At 46.5% G+C, this 14,484-nt stretch carries 18 protein-coding genes and 1 tRNA gene (1 of these 19 only partly in view); 13 read left to right on the top strand and 6 right to left on the bottom strand.

Annotated features, from left to right (window positions below; genetic code table 11):
• The first annotated feature begins 17 nt into the window (after positions 1 to 17).
• The 3 genes from AC3B6P_RS02555 to AC3B6P_RS02565 all read left to right on the top strand — a co-directional run bounded on the left by AC3B6P_RS02555 (position 18) and on the right by AC3B6P_RS02565 (position 3,962).
• Entirely contained in the window at positions 18 to 560 is a 543-nt protein-coding gene (locus tag AC3B6P_RS02555) for a disulfide bond formation protein B (RefSeq protein ID WP_489804583.1), read from the top strand.
• On the top strand, positions 557 to 2,581 hold the full coding sequence (locus AC3B6P_RS02560; protein WP_489804584.1) for an NAD(+) synthase: 2,025 nt from the start codon (positions 557 to 559) through the stop codon (positions 2,579 to 2,581). Before AC3B6P_RS02555 ends, AC3B6P_RS02560 begins: the two co-directional genes overlap by 4 nt.
• A 277-nt stretch (positions 2,582 to 2,858) precedes the next feature.
• Positions 2,859 to 3,962 carry a hypothetical protein gene (locus tag AC3B6P_RS02565; RefSeq protein ID WP_489804585.1) on the top strand — a complete coding sequence of 368 codons (1,104 nt, stop codon included), beginning with the start codon at positions 2,859 to 2,861 and terminating at the stop codon, positions 3,960 to 3,962.
• A 148-nt stretch (positions 3,963 to 4,110) separates the two neighbouring features.
• On the opposite strand, the gene AC3B6P_RS02570 is transcribed toward AC3B6P_RS02565, so the two are convergent.
• The 4 genes from AC3B6P_RS02570 to AC3B6P_RS02585 form a co-directional block, all read right to left on the bottom strand.
• A tRNA-Gln gene (locus AC3B6P_RS02570) sits at positions 4,111 to 4,185 on the bottom strand.
• A 105-nt stretch (positions 4,186 to 4,290) separates the two neighbouring features.
• Positions 4,291 to 4,926, bottom strand: coding sequence for a TetR/AcrR family transcriptional regulator (locus tag AC3B6P_RS02575; RefSeq protein ID WP_489804586.1), 636 nt, complete (start codon positions 4,924 to 4,926; stop codon positions 4,291 to 4,293).
• Between the two features lie 20 nt (positions 4,927 to 4,946).
• Positions 4,947 to 5,759 carry a pyrroline-5-carboxylate reductase gene (proC, locus tag AC3B6P_RS02580; RefSeq protein WP_489804587.1) on the bottom strand — a complete coding sequence of 271 codons (813 nt, stop codon included), beginning with the start codon at positions 5,757 to 5,759 and terminating at the stop codon, positions 4,947 to 4,949.
• 17 nt (positions 5,760 to 5,776) lie between these two features.
• Entirely contained in the window at positions 5,777 to 6,067 is a 291-nt protein-coding gene (locus tag AC3B6P_RS02585; protein WP_489804588.1) for an accessory factor UbiK family protein, read from the bottom strand.
• A gap of 90 nt (positions 6,068 to 6,157) precedes the next feature.
• On the opposite strand from AC3B6P_RS02585, the gene rfaD reads away from it, so the two are divergent.
• The 9 genes from rfaD (at position 6,158) to AC3B6P_RS02630 (ending at position 12,909) form a co-directional block, all read left to right on the top strand.
• Complete coding sequence (rfaD, locus tag AC3B6P_RS02590) at positions 6,158 to 7,144, top strand: ADP-glyceromanno-heptose 6-epimerase (RefSeq protein ID WP_489804589.1); 987 nt, start codon at positions 6,158 to 6,160, stop codon at positions 7,142 to 7,144.
• Positions 7,141 to 7,977: a prolipoprotein diacylglyceryl transferase gene (gene lgt / locus AC3B6P_RS02595; RefSeq protein WP_489804590.1), complete on the top strand. Its 837-nt coding sequence runs from the start codon at positions 7,141 to 7,143 to the stop codon at positions 7,975 to 7,977. The genes rfaD and lgt overlap by 4 nt, the downstream gene beginning before the upstream one ends.
• Before the next feature lie 14 nt (positions 7,978 to 7,991).
• The gene (pgeF, locus tag AC3B6P_RS02600; protein ID WP_489804591.1) at positions 7,992 to 8,768 is read left to right on the top strand and encodes a peptidoglycan editing factor PgeF; all 777 of its coding nucleotides are present in this window, start codon (positions 7,992 to 7,994) and stop codon (positions 8,766 to 8,768) included.
• 118 nt (positions 8,769 to 8,886) lie between these two features.
• Positions 8,887 to 9,537: a 50S ribosomal protein L25/general stress protein Ctc gene (locus AC3B6P_RS02605; protein WP_489804592.1), complete on the top strand. Its 651-nt coding sequence runs from the start codon at positions 8,887 to 8,889 to the stop codon at positions 9,535 to 9,537.
• Between the two features lie 30 nt (positions 9,538 to 9,567).
• A complete protein-coding gene (gene pth / locus AC3B6P_RS02610; protein WP_489804593.1) occupies positions 9,568 to 10,149 on the top strand; it encodes an aminoacyl-tRNA hydrolase in 582 nt (193 codons plus the stop codon).
• Positions 10,150 to 10,237: 88 nt separating this feature from the next.
• Positions 10,238 to 11,332 carry a redox-regulated ATPase YchF gene (gene ychF / locus AC3B6P_RS02615; protein ID WP_489804594.1) on the top strand — a complete coding sequence of 365 codons (1,095 nt, stop codon included), beginning with the start codon at positions 10,238 to 10,240 and terminating at the stop codon, positions 11,330 to 11,332.
• A gap of 27 nt (positions 11,333 to 11,359) precedes the next feature.
• Positions 11,360 to 12,007 carry a nicotinate-nucleotide adenylyltransferase gene (locus tag AC3B6P_RS02620; RefSeq protein WP_489804595.1) on the top strand — a complete coding sequence of 216 codons (648 nt, stop codon included), beginning with the start codon at positions 11,360 to 11,362 and terminating at the stop codon, positions 12,005 to 12,007.
• A gap of 25 nt (positions 12,008 to 12,032) precedes the next feature.
• Positions 12,033 to 12,434, top strand: coding sequence for a ribosome silencing factor (rsfS, locus tag AC3B6P_RS02625; RefSeq protein ID WP_489804596.1), 402 nt, complete (start codon positions 12,033 to 12,035; stop codon positions 12,432 to 12,434).
• A 19-nt stretch (positions 12,435 to 12,453) separates the two neighbouring features.
• Positions 12,454 to 12,909 (top strand): 23S rRNA (pseudouridine(1915)-N(3))-methyltransferase RlmH, encoded by a 456-nt coding sequence (locus tag AC3B6P_RS02630; protein ID WP_489804597.1) that lies wholly within the window; start codon positions 12,454 to 12,456, stop codon positions 12,907 to 12,909.
• A gap of 30 nt (positions 12,910 to 12,939) precedes the next feature.
• Here the strand turns inward: AC3B6P_RS02630 and AC3B6P_RS02635 are convergent, their stop codons facing one another.
• Both AC3B6P_RS02635 and AC3B6P_RS02640 read right to left on the bottom strand, forming a co-directional pair.
• Positions 12,940 to 13,587 carry a CHAP domain-containing protein gene (locus AC3B6P_RS02635; RefSeq protein ID WP_489804598.1) on the bottom strand — a complete coding sequence of 216 codons (648 nt, stop codon included), beginning with the start codon at positions 13,585 to 13,587 and terminating at the stop codon, positions 12,940 to 12,942.
• Between the two features lie 197 nt (positions 13,588 to 13,784).
• Entirely contained in the window at positions 13,785 to 14,135 is a 351-nt protein-coding gene (locus AC3B6P_RS02640) for a RidA family protein (RefSeq protein WP_489804599.1), read from the bottom strand.
• A gap of 153 nt (positions 14,136 to 14,288) precedes the next feature.
• Here AC3B6P_RS02640 and AC3B6P_RS02645 point away from each other — a divergent pair, with 153 nt between their 5' ends.
• Positions 14,289 to 14,484, top strand: partial view of an MBL fold metallo-hydrolase gene (locus AC3B6P_RS02645; protein ID WP_489804600.1) — the 5' portion only. It continues 464 nt past the right edge of the window; 196 of the gene's 660 nt are visible here — the first part of the coding sequence; the start codon lies at positions 14,289 to 14,291; its stop codon lies off the right edge, out of view.

Consider the following 14,484-nt stretch of genomic DNA (forward strand, 5'->3'; position numbering starts at 1 on the left):
AATGGAAGTAATATTTTATGTTGATGACAAGAAAGCGAGAGTTCAGGCGTGTAAGGGCAATCGGGGGGTTATTTGTTTTATCTGGTCTGGCTGCATTATTGGCAGCTCATGGAGCAGAACATTTTCTCCATATGGTTCCTTGTGAGTTATGTTTGTGGGAGCGAAGGCCCTGGCGTGTATTGATTTCATTAGGTGCACTTATACTAGTTTTGTCGCTTCGATATGCGCGTTGGCCCATTATTGGAGGCCTTTTATGTCTTGCAGTTAGCGTGGGGCTATCAATCCTTCATATAGGAGTAGAGCATAATTTATGGCCAAGTCCTGCTGCGGCATGTCATGCCGGAGCCATCCATGCAGATCGGACAGCGGAGTGGCTAAGCCGTCTGCCAGCAATACCGATCAAGCCATGTGATCGGCCGGATTTCCTTTTTGATCTTCCCATCTCTCTGGTGACTCTGTCAGGGTTATACAGTTTTGTGATTTTTTTTATTGCATTAAAAATGACAATACTCGCCTTTAAACGCGTAAACCGTGATCAAAAGAAAGAGGCCCAGTCATGACACTTTCTGCCTTCAGGTGTCTTTATCAACAGGGTTTTGCGCGGGTTGCTGCGTGTACAGTGCCTGTTGCATTGGCAAATCCTGAAAAAAACAAGGTTCATCTTCTGGAAGCGTTACGGAAATGTGACCAGCAGGATGTTGCGATTGCTGTGTTTCCTGAGCTAGCACTGAGTGGGTATAGTATTGGAGATCTTTTCTTCCAGCAGGCGCTTTTATTATCGGTAGAAGAAGAACTCAGGAATTTTGCAGAAGCGACACGTTCGCTTAAAACTCTTGCTATTATTGGTGCACCTCTTCGCTGTGGGGATGCTCTTTATAACTGTGCTGTTATAATACAGGCAGGCCGCATACTTGGTGTTGTCCCCAAGAGTTTTCTGCCTCGCTACCGGGAGTTTTATGAACCCCGTCATTTTACCAGTGGTAAAAATATTTCCGGCTTTATCAAGCTGGGAGAGCAGGAAGTCCCCTTTGGGACAGATTTGCTTTTTCAGGCGTCTGATCTGACAGATTTAACTTTGGCAGTGGAGATTTGTGAAGATCTCTGGGCGCCTGATACACCGGCAACGCGGTTGGCGATGGGAGGGGCAACGGTAATTGCCAATCTCTCTGCATCACCGGTCACGATTGGAAGAATGGAAGACCGTCTTTCACTATGTGCTGTGCAATCACGTCGTTTGCAATGTGCCTATCTATATGCTGCTGCGGGAGCAGGGGAATCGACAACAGATCTCGCCTGGGATGGTCAGCTGACAATTCATGAGGCAGGAGACCTACTGGAGTCGTCTGAACGGTTTCCTCAAAAAACAACCTTAATAATGGCAGATATTGATCTTGTCCGTTTAAGGCAGGAGCGCCTCCATTCGGGGTATTTTATTGAGGAGGCGGCAAGGTTTCGCAAAATTTCCGTTAATTTCGGGTTTGATGTTCGGGATCGTGGCTTTTTACGTAATGTTGCCCGTTTTCCCTTTGTTCCATGTTCGAGGACAACTTTAGCTCAGGATTGTCAGGAAGCATGGATGATTCAGGTTCATGCCTTATGCCAGCGTCTCACAAGTTCTGGGGCAAAAAGAATGGTCATTGGCGTGTCTGGAGGTTTGGATAGCGCTCTGGCACTGCTTGTTGCAGCGAAGGCAGCTGACCTGCTTGGATGGTCGAGAAAAGATGTCCTGGCACGTACAATGCCGGGTTTTGCAACAGGTGAAGAATCTTTCTCCTTGGCGCAGTCATTAATGTCTGGTCTGGGAGTTGAGGCAGGGGTGCTGGATATTCGCCCAACAGCCCTCGCGATGTTAAAAGAAATCGGGCATCCCTTTGCTGAGGGGGAGCCTGTTCATGATATAACCTTTGAAAATGTGCAGGCAGGATTGAGAACGGACTTTTTATTCCGTCTGGCAAATTTTCATAATGGGATCGTTATAGGCACAGGCGATTTGTCTGAAATTGCTCTAGGGTGGTGCACTTATGGGGTCGGTGATCAGATGGCCCATTATAATGTTAATTCAGGTATTCCAAAGACTCTCATACAGCATATTATTCGCTGGGCTGCACGTGATGAGCCACTTTTTTCTGAATTTGTTAAAGAGACACTCCATAAGATTGTCGAGTCCGAGATTACACCGGAGCTGGTTCCGGGAAATGCCGGGGGTGTACAGAAAACAGAGCAGGTGATCGGGCCTTACGCATTGCAGGACTTCACCCTGTATTACGTGCTCCGTTATGGTTTTACACCGGAGCGTATCGTATTCTTGCAGGAGAAAGCATGGTCTGACTGCCAGAAAGGCGCGTGGCCAGTGCATTATCCTGAAGATAAAAAATATTCATATAGTCTAGAAGAAATAATTCACTGGATGAGTATTTTTATCAGACGCTTTTTTGGAACAAGTCAATTTAAACGTTCGGCAATGCCTAATGGTCCTAAAGTCGTGGCGGGAGGGTGTCTTTCACCAAGAGGCGATTGGCGGGCCCCTTCTGACGGGCAGGCGGATTTATGGTTGAAAAATTTGAAAGCAATTACATTATAAAAGTATATGGCTATTGATGTTTCTGTGTTCTTTTTTGATCAAAAATAGCGTTCATATTTTAGACACAGTTTTGTAGTAGCTTACACAAAAGCTGCCTTATTATATCTTAGATGTTTTATGATAGAGGCGGTTGGTTTATTGGTTATAGTACGGTCATATTTGAGAGTAATTTTACTCTTAATGAGTTTCAATATTGACAATTAGTGGTATTTTTGTGTTATACTAATTGCCGCTCAAGTGTTCGTGCTTGGTGTTATTTTAAAAGTGTTGGGGCATTATGGTTCAAACGACTGTTCTTGGTGGGACAGCTTCTGACCTTATGGTAACCGTAACAGGGAATAGTAACCACTCGGCTGCTGTACAACTCTCTAATACGATTGACCGTGTCATGCATTTTGTGAACAGGACAGCGACTAACGCGCCTGTAGCGCCGCGTGTGGCGGTTACTGCATCCAATTTTCTTGGTGGGACACTTGGTTCTAACTATGGCCCAGGCAGTTTGCATGCCATGGGAGCTACGAAGCATACATTCCCTTTCGTTGACCATAATTCTTCAGCAACAGTTATTGAAGGAAAAGGTTCATCCACTTTGACACAACAGGGTGTGGTGACTGATTTCTCATCTCAATATCAAAGAGTTATTGATTCTTCAGCAGGTGGTAACAGAATTTCCTTTGACCAAGGGAGCGTTGAACTTGGTCAGTCTGTTAATGATACTATTTCTGCGACAGCAGATCTGGTTGTGATAGGAGGTAAGAACGAGTCTGTTACTGCTGGTGGGCATCTGGACTTTATAGGCGGCACAGGAGAGTCGTTTATCTCTGCGCATGATGCTGTAATTTATGGCACGAGCGATAGTAAGTATCATTTTGTTGGAACGTCGCCCAGTAACGCATTTGGTGAAAATGTAGGGGGAGCTTCTAGCGAGTTCATGGGGGCAAAAGACCAGGATGGTCATTTTGTTCATGACATCCTTTTTGATGCGTCATCGTCCCACGGTGCTTTTACAGCGATCGTAGGCAATAAAGATACGATTATTGGTGGGACGGCCGCTGATAAGTTTTATGTCACTTCTGATACACATGCATCGGGCGAGGGCAAAGATGTCTCAGCCACGTTAACTGGTGGGTCGGGTGCGGCCAATCTATTCCAGTTTATGGATAATGAGGGCGGGCACTATACGATTACTGATTTCGGAAGCGCTGCTGGTAACCTGGTGGCGATTAACGGAACGAAAAGTGACATTAGAGACGCTCTTGCTCATGCAACGATCGAAGGTGGAAATACGACGATTCGTTTAAAAGATAAAACTGAAATTACGTTCCTGAATGATGATCATCTAACAGAGAATGACTTTACGGCACTTATACCTAGTTCTTAAAAAGCTGATGATAATCTGTCTTTGCCCTTGTGAGGCTGGCTATAGGTCAGAAGCAAGGGCTTTTTTGTGGGCATTAAACTCTATATTCTGACTGTTATAAAGCAGATATCAGGCCCGGCTATTATTATAAAGTTGTGAATGAGAAGGATGGCTGGGGCGGGAGGATTCGAACCTCCGCATGGCGGAATCAAAATCCGCTGCCTTACCGCTTGGCTACGCCCCATTAATTGAAGATGGTTCTAGCGTGATGCACACTATTCGTAAAGAGACAGAAAGAATTTTTCTCTCCAAGAATAGAAATAAATAAGAGATTATCCCGTTATCTGTCTTATTCTGGATTATAATCAGGGAGGCCCTCTGCTGGTTCCTGAATGATATCAGTGGAAGGATATTTTACAGGTTTCAGAAGGTTGAAACGTTCTGCTCTGTTAAGGGCAGCATCAAGGGCCTGCATCGTATTTGTTAAATCAATCGTGTTATCGCGTTCCCAATTGCGTAGAGTCTGGGCCCAGATGAGCAGAAGGGCTTGAAGTCGTATCTTGCCACTAATTCCTTGGCGGTCGAGTCCGGCTGCATCGGCAATCCATTTAATCGTGTTAAGAGTTGCTACGCCCAGTAAAGCGCCTAGAGGAGGGTCAAATGGCAGGATACGCATGACCGATGTTACGCCTTCGCGGTAATCCTGAAGTGCGTCGAATCGCCTCATAAACAGGTCAAAAAGTCCTTCACGGACGGAGGAGGACGAGTTGGTACCGCATAACATGGTTTCATCAATTAGGCCGTTCAGCCTGACTAGGATTAGTGACTTGCAAGGATAATTTTTTCTGACGTCTTCCAGCGGCAGTCCTGCTGTAAAAGCAATATCAGCAAGTGTAAAGCCGCGCCAACCACGCTCTGCAGCGAGCTGCATGGCTGTAATGATCACTGATCTGTCTAGAGAAGACTTTTCTTCATTGAAAGACATCGTTACAAAATTTCCCCAAATTAATGGTCTAGTTCTTTAGCTCTTCTTATGGCTTCCTGAGAAGCCTGAAGAATGGTTTGCGGCCAGTTTTTCTCATCCATGAGGACACGTAAAGCAGCTGCCGTCGTTCCGTTAGGGCTGGTAACGTTCTCACGGAGCGTAGAAGCATCATCGTCAAGGTCATGAAGCATTTTTCCGGCACCATAAATCATTGAGCGCGCAAGCGTGCGGGCCGTTTTCTGTTCCAATCCAAGCTCAATCCCGGTTTTTTCCAATAATTCCGCCAGGAGAAAGACATAAGCAGGACTTGAGCCTGAAACGGCAATAACACTTCGCAAATCGTCTTCATGTGGCACGGCAATAACATCGCCTACTTGTTTCATAAGCTTCGTTGCCAGGTGTTTTTGGGCTTCAGTGACTGTGGGAGAAAAATAAATTCCTGTTGTGCCTGCACCTACAGAGGCGGGTGTATTGGGCATCGTACGGATAACAGGAAACTGTTCGGAGCCTACCATTTTTGCGAGTTGAGCGCAGCTTTTGGCGGCCATGACTGAAACAATGGCACAATGATCCATATGACTTCCGAGATGGCCTTTTAGCGCCTTGAGCATTTCTTCTGCCATTGCTGGTTTAATCGCAAGGATGACCAGGTCAGGTATGGTGTCTGAAGGAATTTCCTGAATGGCTCTATAGATTAAGGCATTGCCTGGAGCTTTTTGTAATTTTCTATCCAGAATAAGGAGATGAGGCGGGTTCTGAGAATTCATCCATCCTTGTGCCAAGGCTCCACCCATTTTTCCGCAACCAAGGAGAAGAAGTGTAGGCGCTTTCATAAAAAATCTTTTCCTGTTTAATGGTGATGAGGATGAGTGGATTTAGCCATGTTTTTTTTCAGTTCGTCTATACGGCTTTCCATATCTGCCAGTCTGGTTTCAGTTTCCTCTTGTGCCTGACGGGCGCGGCTGGCCATTTCTTGTACGACCTCAAATTCTTCCCGACGTACAAGATTTAAAGAATAGAGAACCTCGTCAATTCTGCTACGAATCAGGGCGTTAAGCTCTTCACGTAGTCCTGAAAAAGCAGAAAAGGCTGTTCCCGCTGCCCCAGCGAGATCATCAAAAAGGCGTGGACGGTCAACCATAAAATCCTCTTTTCGTAAAAATGTTTATTTCTTTTAAAACAATATAATGAAAATCTTGGAACCTTTTTTCTTCCAGACTATACAGAAAGAATGATTATCGTAACTGGCGGTGCTGGATTTATTGGATCGTGTCTTCAGGCAGCCCTTTATAAAGAAGGGATTCGGACTGTTATTGTTGACCGACTGAGGAATCAGGGAAAATGGCAGAACCTTGCCTCACACCCACCCCATCAAATTATCACTCCTGAAGAATTGCTTCCTTTCCTGGAACAGGTAAAGGGTAGGGATGTTAAAGCTGTTTTTCATATGGGGGCGGTCAGCGCCACTACTGCCCGTGAGGGAGACCTTGTCTGGGCGAGTAATGTGACTTTGTCACAATATTTGTGGCAGTGGTGTGCGATAAGGCAGGTTCCTTTTATCTATGCTTCATCTGCTGCCACTTATGGTGCTGCCGATCAGCCTGATGATTTTGCAGATGGTATTGAAACGATAGAACGTTTGCGGCCACTTAATCTTTATGGATGGTCGAAGCAGAGTTTTGATCTGTGGGTAAAAAATACATTAGAAGCCAGGGATCCTGTCCCGCCCCAATGGGTAGGCCTGAAATTTTTTAATGTTTATGGACCTAATGAATATCATAAAGGGCCAATGATTTCGGTTGTAAAAGTGAAATATGATGAGGTGCGCTCCGGCCAGTCTCTGAAATTGTTTCGGTCAATAGTGCCAGGACTTGCTGATGGACAGCAGAAGCGTGATTTTATCTGGGTAGAGGATGTCGTTGATATTCTGCTCTGGTTTCTGCGTCATCCGGGCGTGAGTGGTCTGTTTAATTGTGGAACGGGCATTGCACGTAGCTATCTTGATTTAGGGCTGGCGGTCTGTCGGGTAAGCCATTGTGCTGAAAATATAGAATTCATCGAGATGCCTGAAATGCTCAGAGGCCAATACCAGTCTTATACATGTGCCAATATGAGAGCCTTGCGTAATGCAGGTTATAAGAAGGACTTTACCTCACTGGAAGAGGGTATCGCGCGTTATGTTGATTGTTATTTAAGCCAGAGGAATCCCTATCTTTGAATAGCCCATTGATCTTCCCAGATTTTAATCCTGTTGCGTTTCATCTGGGCCCATTGGCAGTGCGCTGGTATGCTCTCGCTTATATCCTGGCGTTTATTCTTGCCTTGCCTCTGGTAAAGCGTCTTTGTCAGAAAGAGCCTGCCGTAGCCAGTCCTGCCCTGATGGATGATTTTCTTTTTTATGCTGTTCTAGGTGTTCTGTTGGGAGGGCGTCTGGGATATGTCCTGTTTTACAGACCCCTTCATTACCTTCATCACCCTCTTGAGATTTTTCAGACCTGGAAAGGGGGAATGTCTTTTCATGGAGGGGCATTGGGAGTCATCGTGGCGATGGCACTGTTCTGCTGGTATAAGAAAATTCCTTTTCTTGCTTTTGCAGATCGCATCGTGACTGTTGTGCCAATAGGTTTGGCCTTGGGACGTTGTGCTAATTTTGTAAATGGCGAGTTATGGGGCAGGGTTACGACGTCTCATGTGCCTTGGGTGATGATTTTCCCACAGGCTGGACCGCTGCCCCGTCATCCTTCCGAATTATATGAAGCTCTGACTGAGGGGGTTCTGCTTTTCATTGTCATGATGTTGGCATGTAGCTGCCAGACATTACGGAGGCGTGCAGGTTTTCTGTCTGGACTATTCTTATGCGGCTATGGATGTGCACGCGCCTTTTGTGAGTTTTTTAGGGAGCCTGACGCCAATATTGGTTTCCTGCCAGGAGGCATCACGATGGGGCAGCTTTTATGTCTTCCCATGATTTTGGCTGGAATTGCCCTGATGATTTATGGTTTTAAAAATCCGCTCCCCTCTTCTGGAACATCAGCTTCTAGAACATTGTAAGAGGAGACAGTTTTATGACAGCGACATTACAACCTTTTACATCTCCTACTTTAGATGTTGCTCACGGTTTTTTTTCGAGACTGGGAGGCGTATCCGGGGGGCTTTATGCAGAGCTGAACGGGGGGACTATGACAGATGATCTTCCTGAAAATGTCCGGCAGAACCGTTGTTTGATGGCAAATTATTTTAATGTATCAGAAGATCATTTTCTGGGATTGAGGCAGATTCACAGCTCTAAGGTGATGATTATAGGAGAGGAAACAAAGCTCTGGCCATTTTACGATGCTCCGGAAGCTGATGGCCTTGTGACGGATTGTCCTGATCTTGTGATGACAGTTGCTACGGCAGATTGTGCTCCTGTTCTTTTTTCTTCCGTAGATGGCAAGATTGTCGGGGCAGCCCATGCTGGCTGGCGAGGGGCTGTGGAAGGGGTGCTGGAAGCCACAATAGAGGCGATGCGCTCACTGGGGGCTGGTGATATTAAGGCAGTGATTGGGCCCTGTATTGGTGCGGCTTCTTATGAAGTGTCTTCTGATATGCGGGATCAGCTTATTACTCATTATCATGGTGGTGGAGCTTTTTTTACGCCTTTATCTAGAAAGGGACAGTTTTTATTCGATTTGCCAGGATTTTGTGAAATACGTATGAGGGAAAGTGGTGTCAGTCAGGTGACTTGCCTTGCACTTGATACACTGCGTGATCAAAGCTTTTATAGTTACCGTCGTATGACACTCGCTGGGGAAAAAGCGACAGGGCGGCAGATATCAGCTATTAGAGCGCGTTCTTTTTAAATCCTGATGCAGGAATTATTTGTCTTTTTGCACATTTTGCGCTAGGTCGGAACCTCACAGAAGCACCCCTGGAGGCTTCTGACAGGATTTATTTGAATAAAACGCAGGAGCGTAAAACGTGGCAAAATTAACGACACTCGAAATCTCCGAGCGCGCAAAAGCAGGTAAGGGGGCAGCGCGCGCCATCAGAAGAGCTGGGATGGTACCTGGCGTTGTCTATGGTGGCAAGCAGGAACCACATCTGATTTCCATTGACCCGCGCGTCATCATGAAAGAGCTGCACCGTGAAGGTTGGCAGTCTCGTCTGTTCCAGTTCCAGGTTGATGGGAAAGCCGCCAAGACACGGGCTCTGATTCGTGACATTCAGTTCCACCCTGTCACTGATGTCCCTCTTCACATTGATTTCCTGCGCCTTGTTCCAGGTCAGAAAGTGACCTTGCAGGTCAATATTGCCTTTAGTGGTGAGGAAGAAGCCCCCGGCGTTAAACGCGGTGGTGTTCTGAATATTGTTCGTCATAATGTTGAAGTTCAGGTTGATGTGGAACATATCCCTGAGCATTTCACAGTTGATCTGAGCAAGCTCGATATTGGTGAGAATGTCCGTTGGGAAGATCTGCAGGGCACAGAACATTGCACGCCTGTATTACAGGTTGAGAATTTTGTTATCGCCTCTATCGCTGCGCCGACAGTTGATAAGGCTTCTGACGTTGCAGAAGAAGCTGCAGCTGAAGCCGCTTCAGAAGCAGCTGCAGAAGGGGCCGCAGAGTAATCTGCCTGAATTCCAAGGAGTGTGCCGGTTGTGAAATTATGGGTTGGTCTCGGAAATCCCGGGTCTGAAATGAGTCGCAACCGGCATAATATTGGTTTTATGGCAGTTGATGCCATCGCCGGGCGTCATGGTTTTTCACCATGGCGTCAGCGTTTTAAAGGGCTGGTGTCCGAAGGGACAGTTGGAAGAGAAAAAGTCCTTCTGTTAAAGCCGCAGACCTATATGAATCTTTCAGGTGAAAGTGTTCAGCAGGCCGGACAGTTCTATAAATTGCCTTTAAACGAAATAGTTGTTTTTCATGATGAGCTAGACCTCGCTTTTGGCCGTATCCGCATGAAATGTGGTGGCGGGGCTGCGGGGCATAATGGCTTACGGTCAATGGATCGTTGCCTTTCAGGGCCAGATTATTGGCGTGTCAGGCTGGGGATAGGCCATCCAGGGCAGAAAGAGCGTGTTACAGGCCATGTTCTGGGAGATTTTTCTTCAGCAGAGCGGCCTCTTCTGGCAGAGTGGCTTGATGCCATTGCGGAAGCCTCGCCTCTTCTTGCCCATGAAGAGCCAGAAGCTTTCATGACGAAAGTAGCTTTGCAGAAAGGTGAGTCACAGGGCTGACTCTGTGCGCTATTGGTTCCGGTAAGGATCGAAAATAATTAAAGAACTTTCACGATAAAATTAGATATGAAAGTCGGGGGACGTGTAGATGGGGTTTAATTGTGGGATTGTAGGTCTTCCTAATGTGGGGAAATCAACATTATTTAATGCGCTGACCCAGACAGCTTCTGCTCAGGCTGCCAATTATCCTTTCTGCACGATTGAGCCTAATACCGGGCGTGTCGCAGTTCCCGATCCCCGCTTGGAAGTGTTAATGCGAGTCGGGAAGTCGCAGAAAGTGATTCCTACAAGCCTTGAATTTGTCGATATTGCTGGTCTTGTCAGAGGTGCTTCTCGGGGAGAAGGTCTCGGGAACCAGTTTCTGGCAAATATTCGCGAGGTTGACGCGATTATCCATGTTCTGCGCTGCTTCGATGATGATGATATTACACATGTAGAAGGTGGTGTTGATCCTGTTCGTGATGCCGATATCATTGAAACAGAGCTTATGTTGGCTGATCTGGAGAGTCTGGAGCGTCGCCAGGTAAATTTGCAAAAAAGAGCGCGGGGAAATGACCGGGAAGCACAGGCCCAGCTCGAATTGATGGAGCCTTTAATCAAGGCATTGCAGGATGGCAAGCCTGCACGTACCGCTATCCCTACCGGAAAAGAAAAAGAAGTTGCGCGCCTTCAGTTGATGACGACCAAACCTGTCCTTTATGTCTGTAACGTAGAAGAAGCTTCAGCTGCGACAGGTAATGATTATTCAAAGGCCGTAATGCAACGTGCAGAAGCTGAAGGCGCTGGTGCCGTGATTGTATCAGCAGCTATTGAAGCCGAAGTAAGCCAGCTTTCTGAAGAAGAAAGAGGTGAATTTCTTGAAGGGCTTGGCTTGAAGAATAGTGGCCTGGATCGCGTTATTGCCGCTGGTTATAAGCTGCTAGGACTACGGACTTATTTCACAGTTGGTCCTAAAGAAACAAGAGCCTGGACAATTACAGCCGGCACTAAAGCACCTCAGGCTGCTGCGGTCATTCATAATGATTTTGAACGTGGTTTTATCGCGTGTGAAACCATCTCTTATGATGATTATGTGGCAAATCAGGGAGAAGCTGGTGCACGGGAAGCCGGGAAATTGAGAATTGAAGGAAAGGATTATGTCGTTCAAGATGGTGATGTGCTCCTTTTTCGCTTTAATGTGTGAGTCATTCGGGGGGATCCAGACGCAATAGTGGTTAAGTCTTTTCATCAGGGTTCTGAAAGACAAAAGCCTGTTCCTTTATGGGGGGACAGGCGCCGGATGCGTATTGGACTCCTTGGCGGGTCTTTTAATCCTGCTCATGAGGGGCATTTGCAGATTGCTCGCCTGGCCATGAAATTTCTGAGGCTGGACCAGGTATGGCTACTTGTTTCACCGGGTAACCCTTTGAAAGCACGTAGCTTTATGATGCCTTTTCCTCAGAGATTGGCCTCAGCCGAGCAACTGGCCGATGGAAAACGTATTATTGCAACTGACTGGGAGCTCCGCCTGAAAGAGCGTTATACGTGGCGTACAATTACAGAACTTAAAAAACGCTTCCCCCATGTTCAGTTTGTCTGGCTTATGGGGAGTGATGGATTCGCAAATTTTACACAGTGGAAACGCTGGCAGACTCTTGCAAAATCTGTCCCGGTTGCCATTTTCCCACGTCCTCTTTCCGTAATGACGGCCTTGAAAGGAGCGGCTGCTTCTGTGTTGCGGCATAGTCGCCAGACGGCATATCAAGGGGTGTTTGTTCCTGATAAGGTAAAGTTGCCTTACTGGGTCTTTTTGTTTACACCGCAGAATCCTGTATCCTCAACCAATATACGTAAATCTAAGCATGGGATACCTGCCTAGAATTGGAGTAGAAACCATAACAGACATGACACAGAAACAAATTATACAAGCGGACTCAGAGCGTTATGAGCAGGAATTAGCGCGTAAAATGGCTCTTATTCTTGCAAGTCTTGATGAAGATAAAGCTGAAGAGATCGTCGTTCTGGATATTGCAAAACGGGCAAGTTTTGCAGAAAGAATGATTATCGCCAGCGGGCTGTCTCCACGACAGATTACGTCAATCGCTACTCGTCTTGAACGCCGTTTAAAAGACTCGGGTTTTGGCTGGGTCCAGGTAGAAGGCGAAAGCAGCAGTGATTGGGTGCTAATGGACGCAGGTGATGTGATCGTTCATCTTTTCATGCCTGAAACACGCGAATTATATGCCCTTGAACGGATGTGGGGTCATGATTTTGGCCGTCCTGAAAATGAGCATTTAATAGGTTGATCCTCGTAAGAAATGCTTCATGAGATTAATTGCTATCGGTAAGCTTAAGGAAGGGCCTGAGCGTGAGCTTTTGTCACGCTATCAGAAAAGGCTGCGCCCCAAGCTAGAACTGACAGAAATTCAGCAGATTAAGGGGTCTTCTCTTGAGCAGAAGCGTCGTGAGGCAGAGGCCCTTCTAGCTCACTGCCCGACCAATAGCTTTGTCGTTGCGCTGGATGAAGGCGGAAAATGCTATGCTAGCGCAGATTTTGCAGAATCGTTACAAAAATGGACAGAAAGCGGGCGGGAAGTCTGTTTTCTGATTGGTGGCGCTGAAGGGCTGGACCGTACTGTTACGAATCGCGCCGACCAAATCATATCATTTGGAAAAATGACCTGGCCGCATATGTTGGTCCGTGTATTGTTGGCTGAACAGTTATTCAGAGCCCAATCTATCCAAAACGGACACCCCTATCACAGAACAGGGCGTCCGTAAGGCGCTAGGGAACCACTAATAAACCTAGCGTTAACGTAGGGAGCGATTCGGCGCATCAATCTCAAAGGCGGACTCATTTGCCTCAGGCAAGGAGGCCGTCTGGGCACTCAGCTTATCCTCGCTATTATTGGCGAGTAACCCAGCAGAGGTGCTAATCGTTGGGGCATCTTCCGGTCGGGCATAAATAAAGCCATGCGTGGGATAAATACTGCCTAAGCGGCTGTCATTATGGCCCTTCAGGGCGACACGGACAGCACTCCAGTCATTGTCGGCCGATATGTCAACTACGCGCACATCACGGCTGATTCCACGACTCGCCCAATGAGACTGATCAATGAGAATTGTGCGATTATCAATGACTGAACGCACAACGGCTACATGCCCAAGAGGCATACGGCGTGTTGATCTGAAACTCAGTACAGATCCTACTTCAGGTTGGTTTCCTCGTGCATAGAGGCCATGAGCCTTTGGCCACCAGTCTCTGGCATTCCCACGAATCTGAAAATCTGTGCTTTGACGGACGAAAGTGACACATTGCAGGACATGATAACCATGACCTGCATGTCGTAAGTGATGTCTGTGGTGTGAATTATGATGCAGACGGGAATGATGAGACGAAGTAGCACCGTAAGAGGCATGCGATGATGCAATCAGAGAAAGCGTCAAAATAGAACTCAAGAAAACTTTCCCACGGTGTCGCATCACATGATTCCTTGTTCTTTATCAGGTTTTCTTTACGATCTTTCAAATTCCGTTGATCGGAAAAAGAGATAACAGACATAAACAAAGGGAGCAACAGCTAAACCTCCGAAAAGTGTCTATTATTTCTTAAAAAACTTTCTCTTTTAGATAGATTACAATTTCGTGATTAAAAATTACTTTGTTGTAATTAACTGTATTTCCACTAGCATCCGCTCATCAGCCAAAACTGCCTGGACGCAGGCGCGTGCAGGGGCCTGGTTTGTTGGTAGCCATTTCTGCCATAGATTATTGAAGATTTCACGGTCAGTAATATTTTTCAGCCAGATCTGTGCCTGTAAAATACGCGTGTTATCTGTCCCGTGCTTTTCAAGTAAAGCATCAATCTGCTGTAATATGTTGCGCGTTTGACCTTCTATATCCAGACTCAGGTCATCTGAAACAACGCCTTGTGTGAAAATAAAACCATGGTACTCAACTGCTTTTGAGAGTATCGGTGTTGGTTCAGTGCGGATAATATGGCTCATCAGTAAGGATTCCTTATCGAAAACTGGTTTGTGCATGATAATCAATATATCATAAAGGAAAGTTTATCAGCTCTGTGAAGGAGGAAGGATGCCCTCTTTTTTGAGTCTTTCCAAATCACAAGGTCAGGAAATATCAAGCGTAAGGTTAAGGTTATGACGTTACAAGTCCGCATTCTGCCTGTAACACCATTGCGTCAGAATTGTGCCATTCTGATTTCAGAAAAGAGAGAGGCCGTTATTGTTGACCCGGGAGGCGACAGTGATAAAATCCTCAGTGAACTTCAGGGGCTTGATGTAAAAGCTATTTTAATCACCCATGGCCATCTTGATCATGCCGGTGGTGCGGCGG

This window comes from Aristophania sp. ESL1142, assembly GCF_058107345.1.

What these genes read in the sequence shown, in the direction of transcription:
- AC3B6P_RS02555 (WP_489804583.1), top strand. Translation starts at nt 18, where the DNA reads ATGTTGATGACAAGAAAGCGAGAGTTCAGGCGTGTAAGGGCAATCGGG.
- AC3B6P_RS02560 (WP_489804584.1), top strand. Translation starts at nt 557, where the DNA reads ATGACACTTTCTGCCTTCAGGTGTCTTTATCAACAGGGTTTTGCGCGG.
- AC3B6P_RS02565 (WP_489804585.1), top strand. Translation starts at nt 2,859, where the DNA reads ATGGTTCAAACGACTGTTCTTGGTGGGACAGCTTCTGACCTTATGGTA.
- AC3B6P_RS02575 (WP_489804586.1), bottom strand. Translation starts at nt 4,926, where the DNA reads ATGTCTTTCAATGAAGAAAAGTCTTCTCTAGACAGATCAGTGATCATT.
- proC (WP_489804587.1), bottom strand. Translation starts at nt 5,759, where the DNA reads ATGAAAGCGCCTACACTTCTTCTCCTTGGTTGCGGAAAAATGGGTGGA.
- AC3B6P_RS02585 (WP_489804588.1), bottom strand. Translation starts at nt 6,067, where the DNA reads ATGGTTGACCGTCCACGCCTTTTTGATGATCTCGCTGGGGCAGCGGGA.
- rfaD (WP_489804589.1), top strand. Translation starts at nt 6,158, where the DNA reads ATGATTATCGTAACTGGCGGTGCTGGATTTATTGGATCGTGTCTTCAG.
- pgeF (WP_489804591.1), top strand. Translation starts at nt 7,992, where the DNA reads ATGACAGCGACATTACAACCTTTTACATCTCCTACTTTAGATGTTGCT.
- ychF (WP_489804594.1), top strand. Translation starts at nt 10,238, where the DNA reads ATGGGGTTTAATTGTGGGATTGTAGGTCTTCCTAATGTGGGGAAATCA.
- rsfS (WP_489804596.1), top strand. Translation starts at nt 12,033, where the DNA reads ATGACACAGAAACAAATTATACAAGCGGACTCAGAGCGTTATGAGCAG.
- AC3B6P_RS02630 (WP_489804597.1), top strand. Translation starts at nt 12,454, where the DNA reads ATGAGATTAATTGCTATCGGTAAGCTTAAGGAAGGGCCTGAGCGTGAG.
- AC3B6P_RS02640 (WP_489804599.1), bottom strand. Translation starts at nt 14,135, where the DNA reads ATGAGCCATATTATCCGCACTGAACCAACACCGATACTCTCAAAAGCA.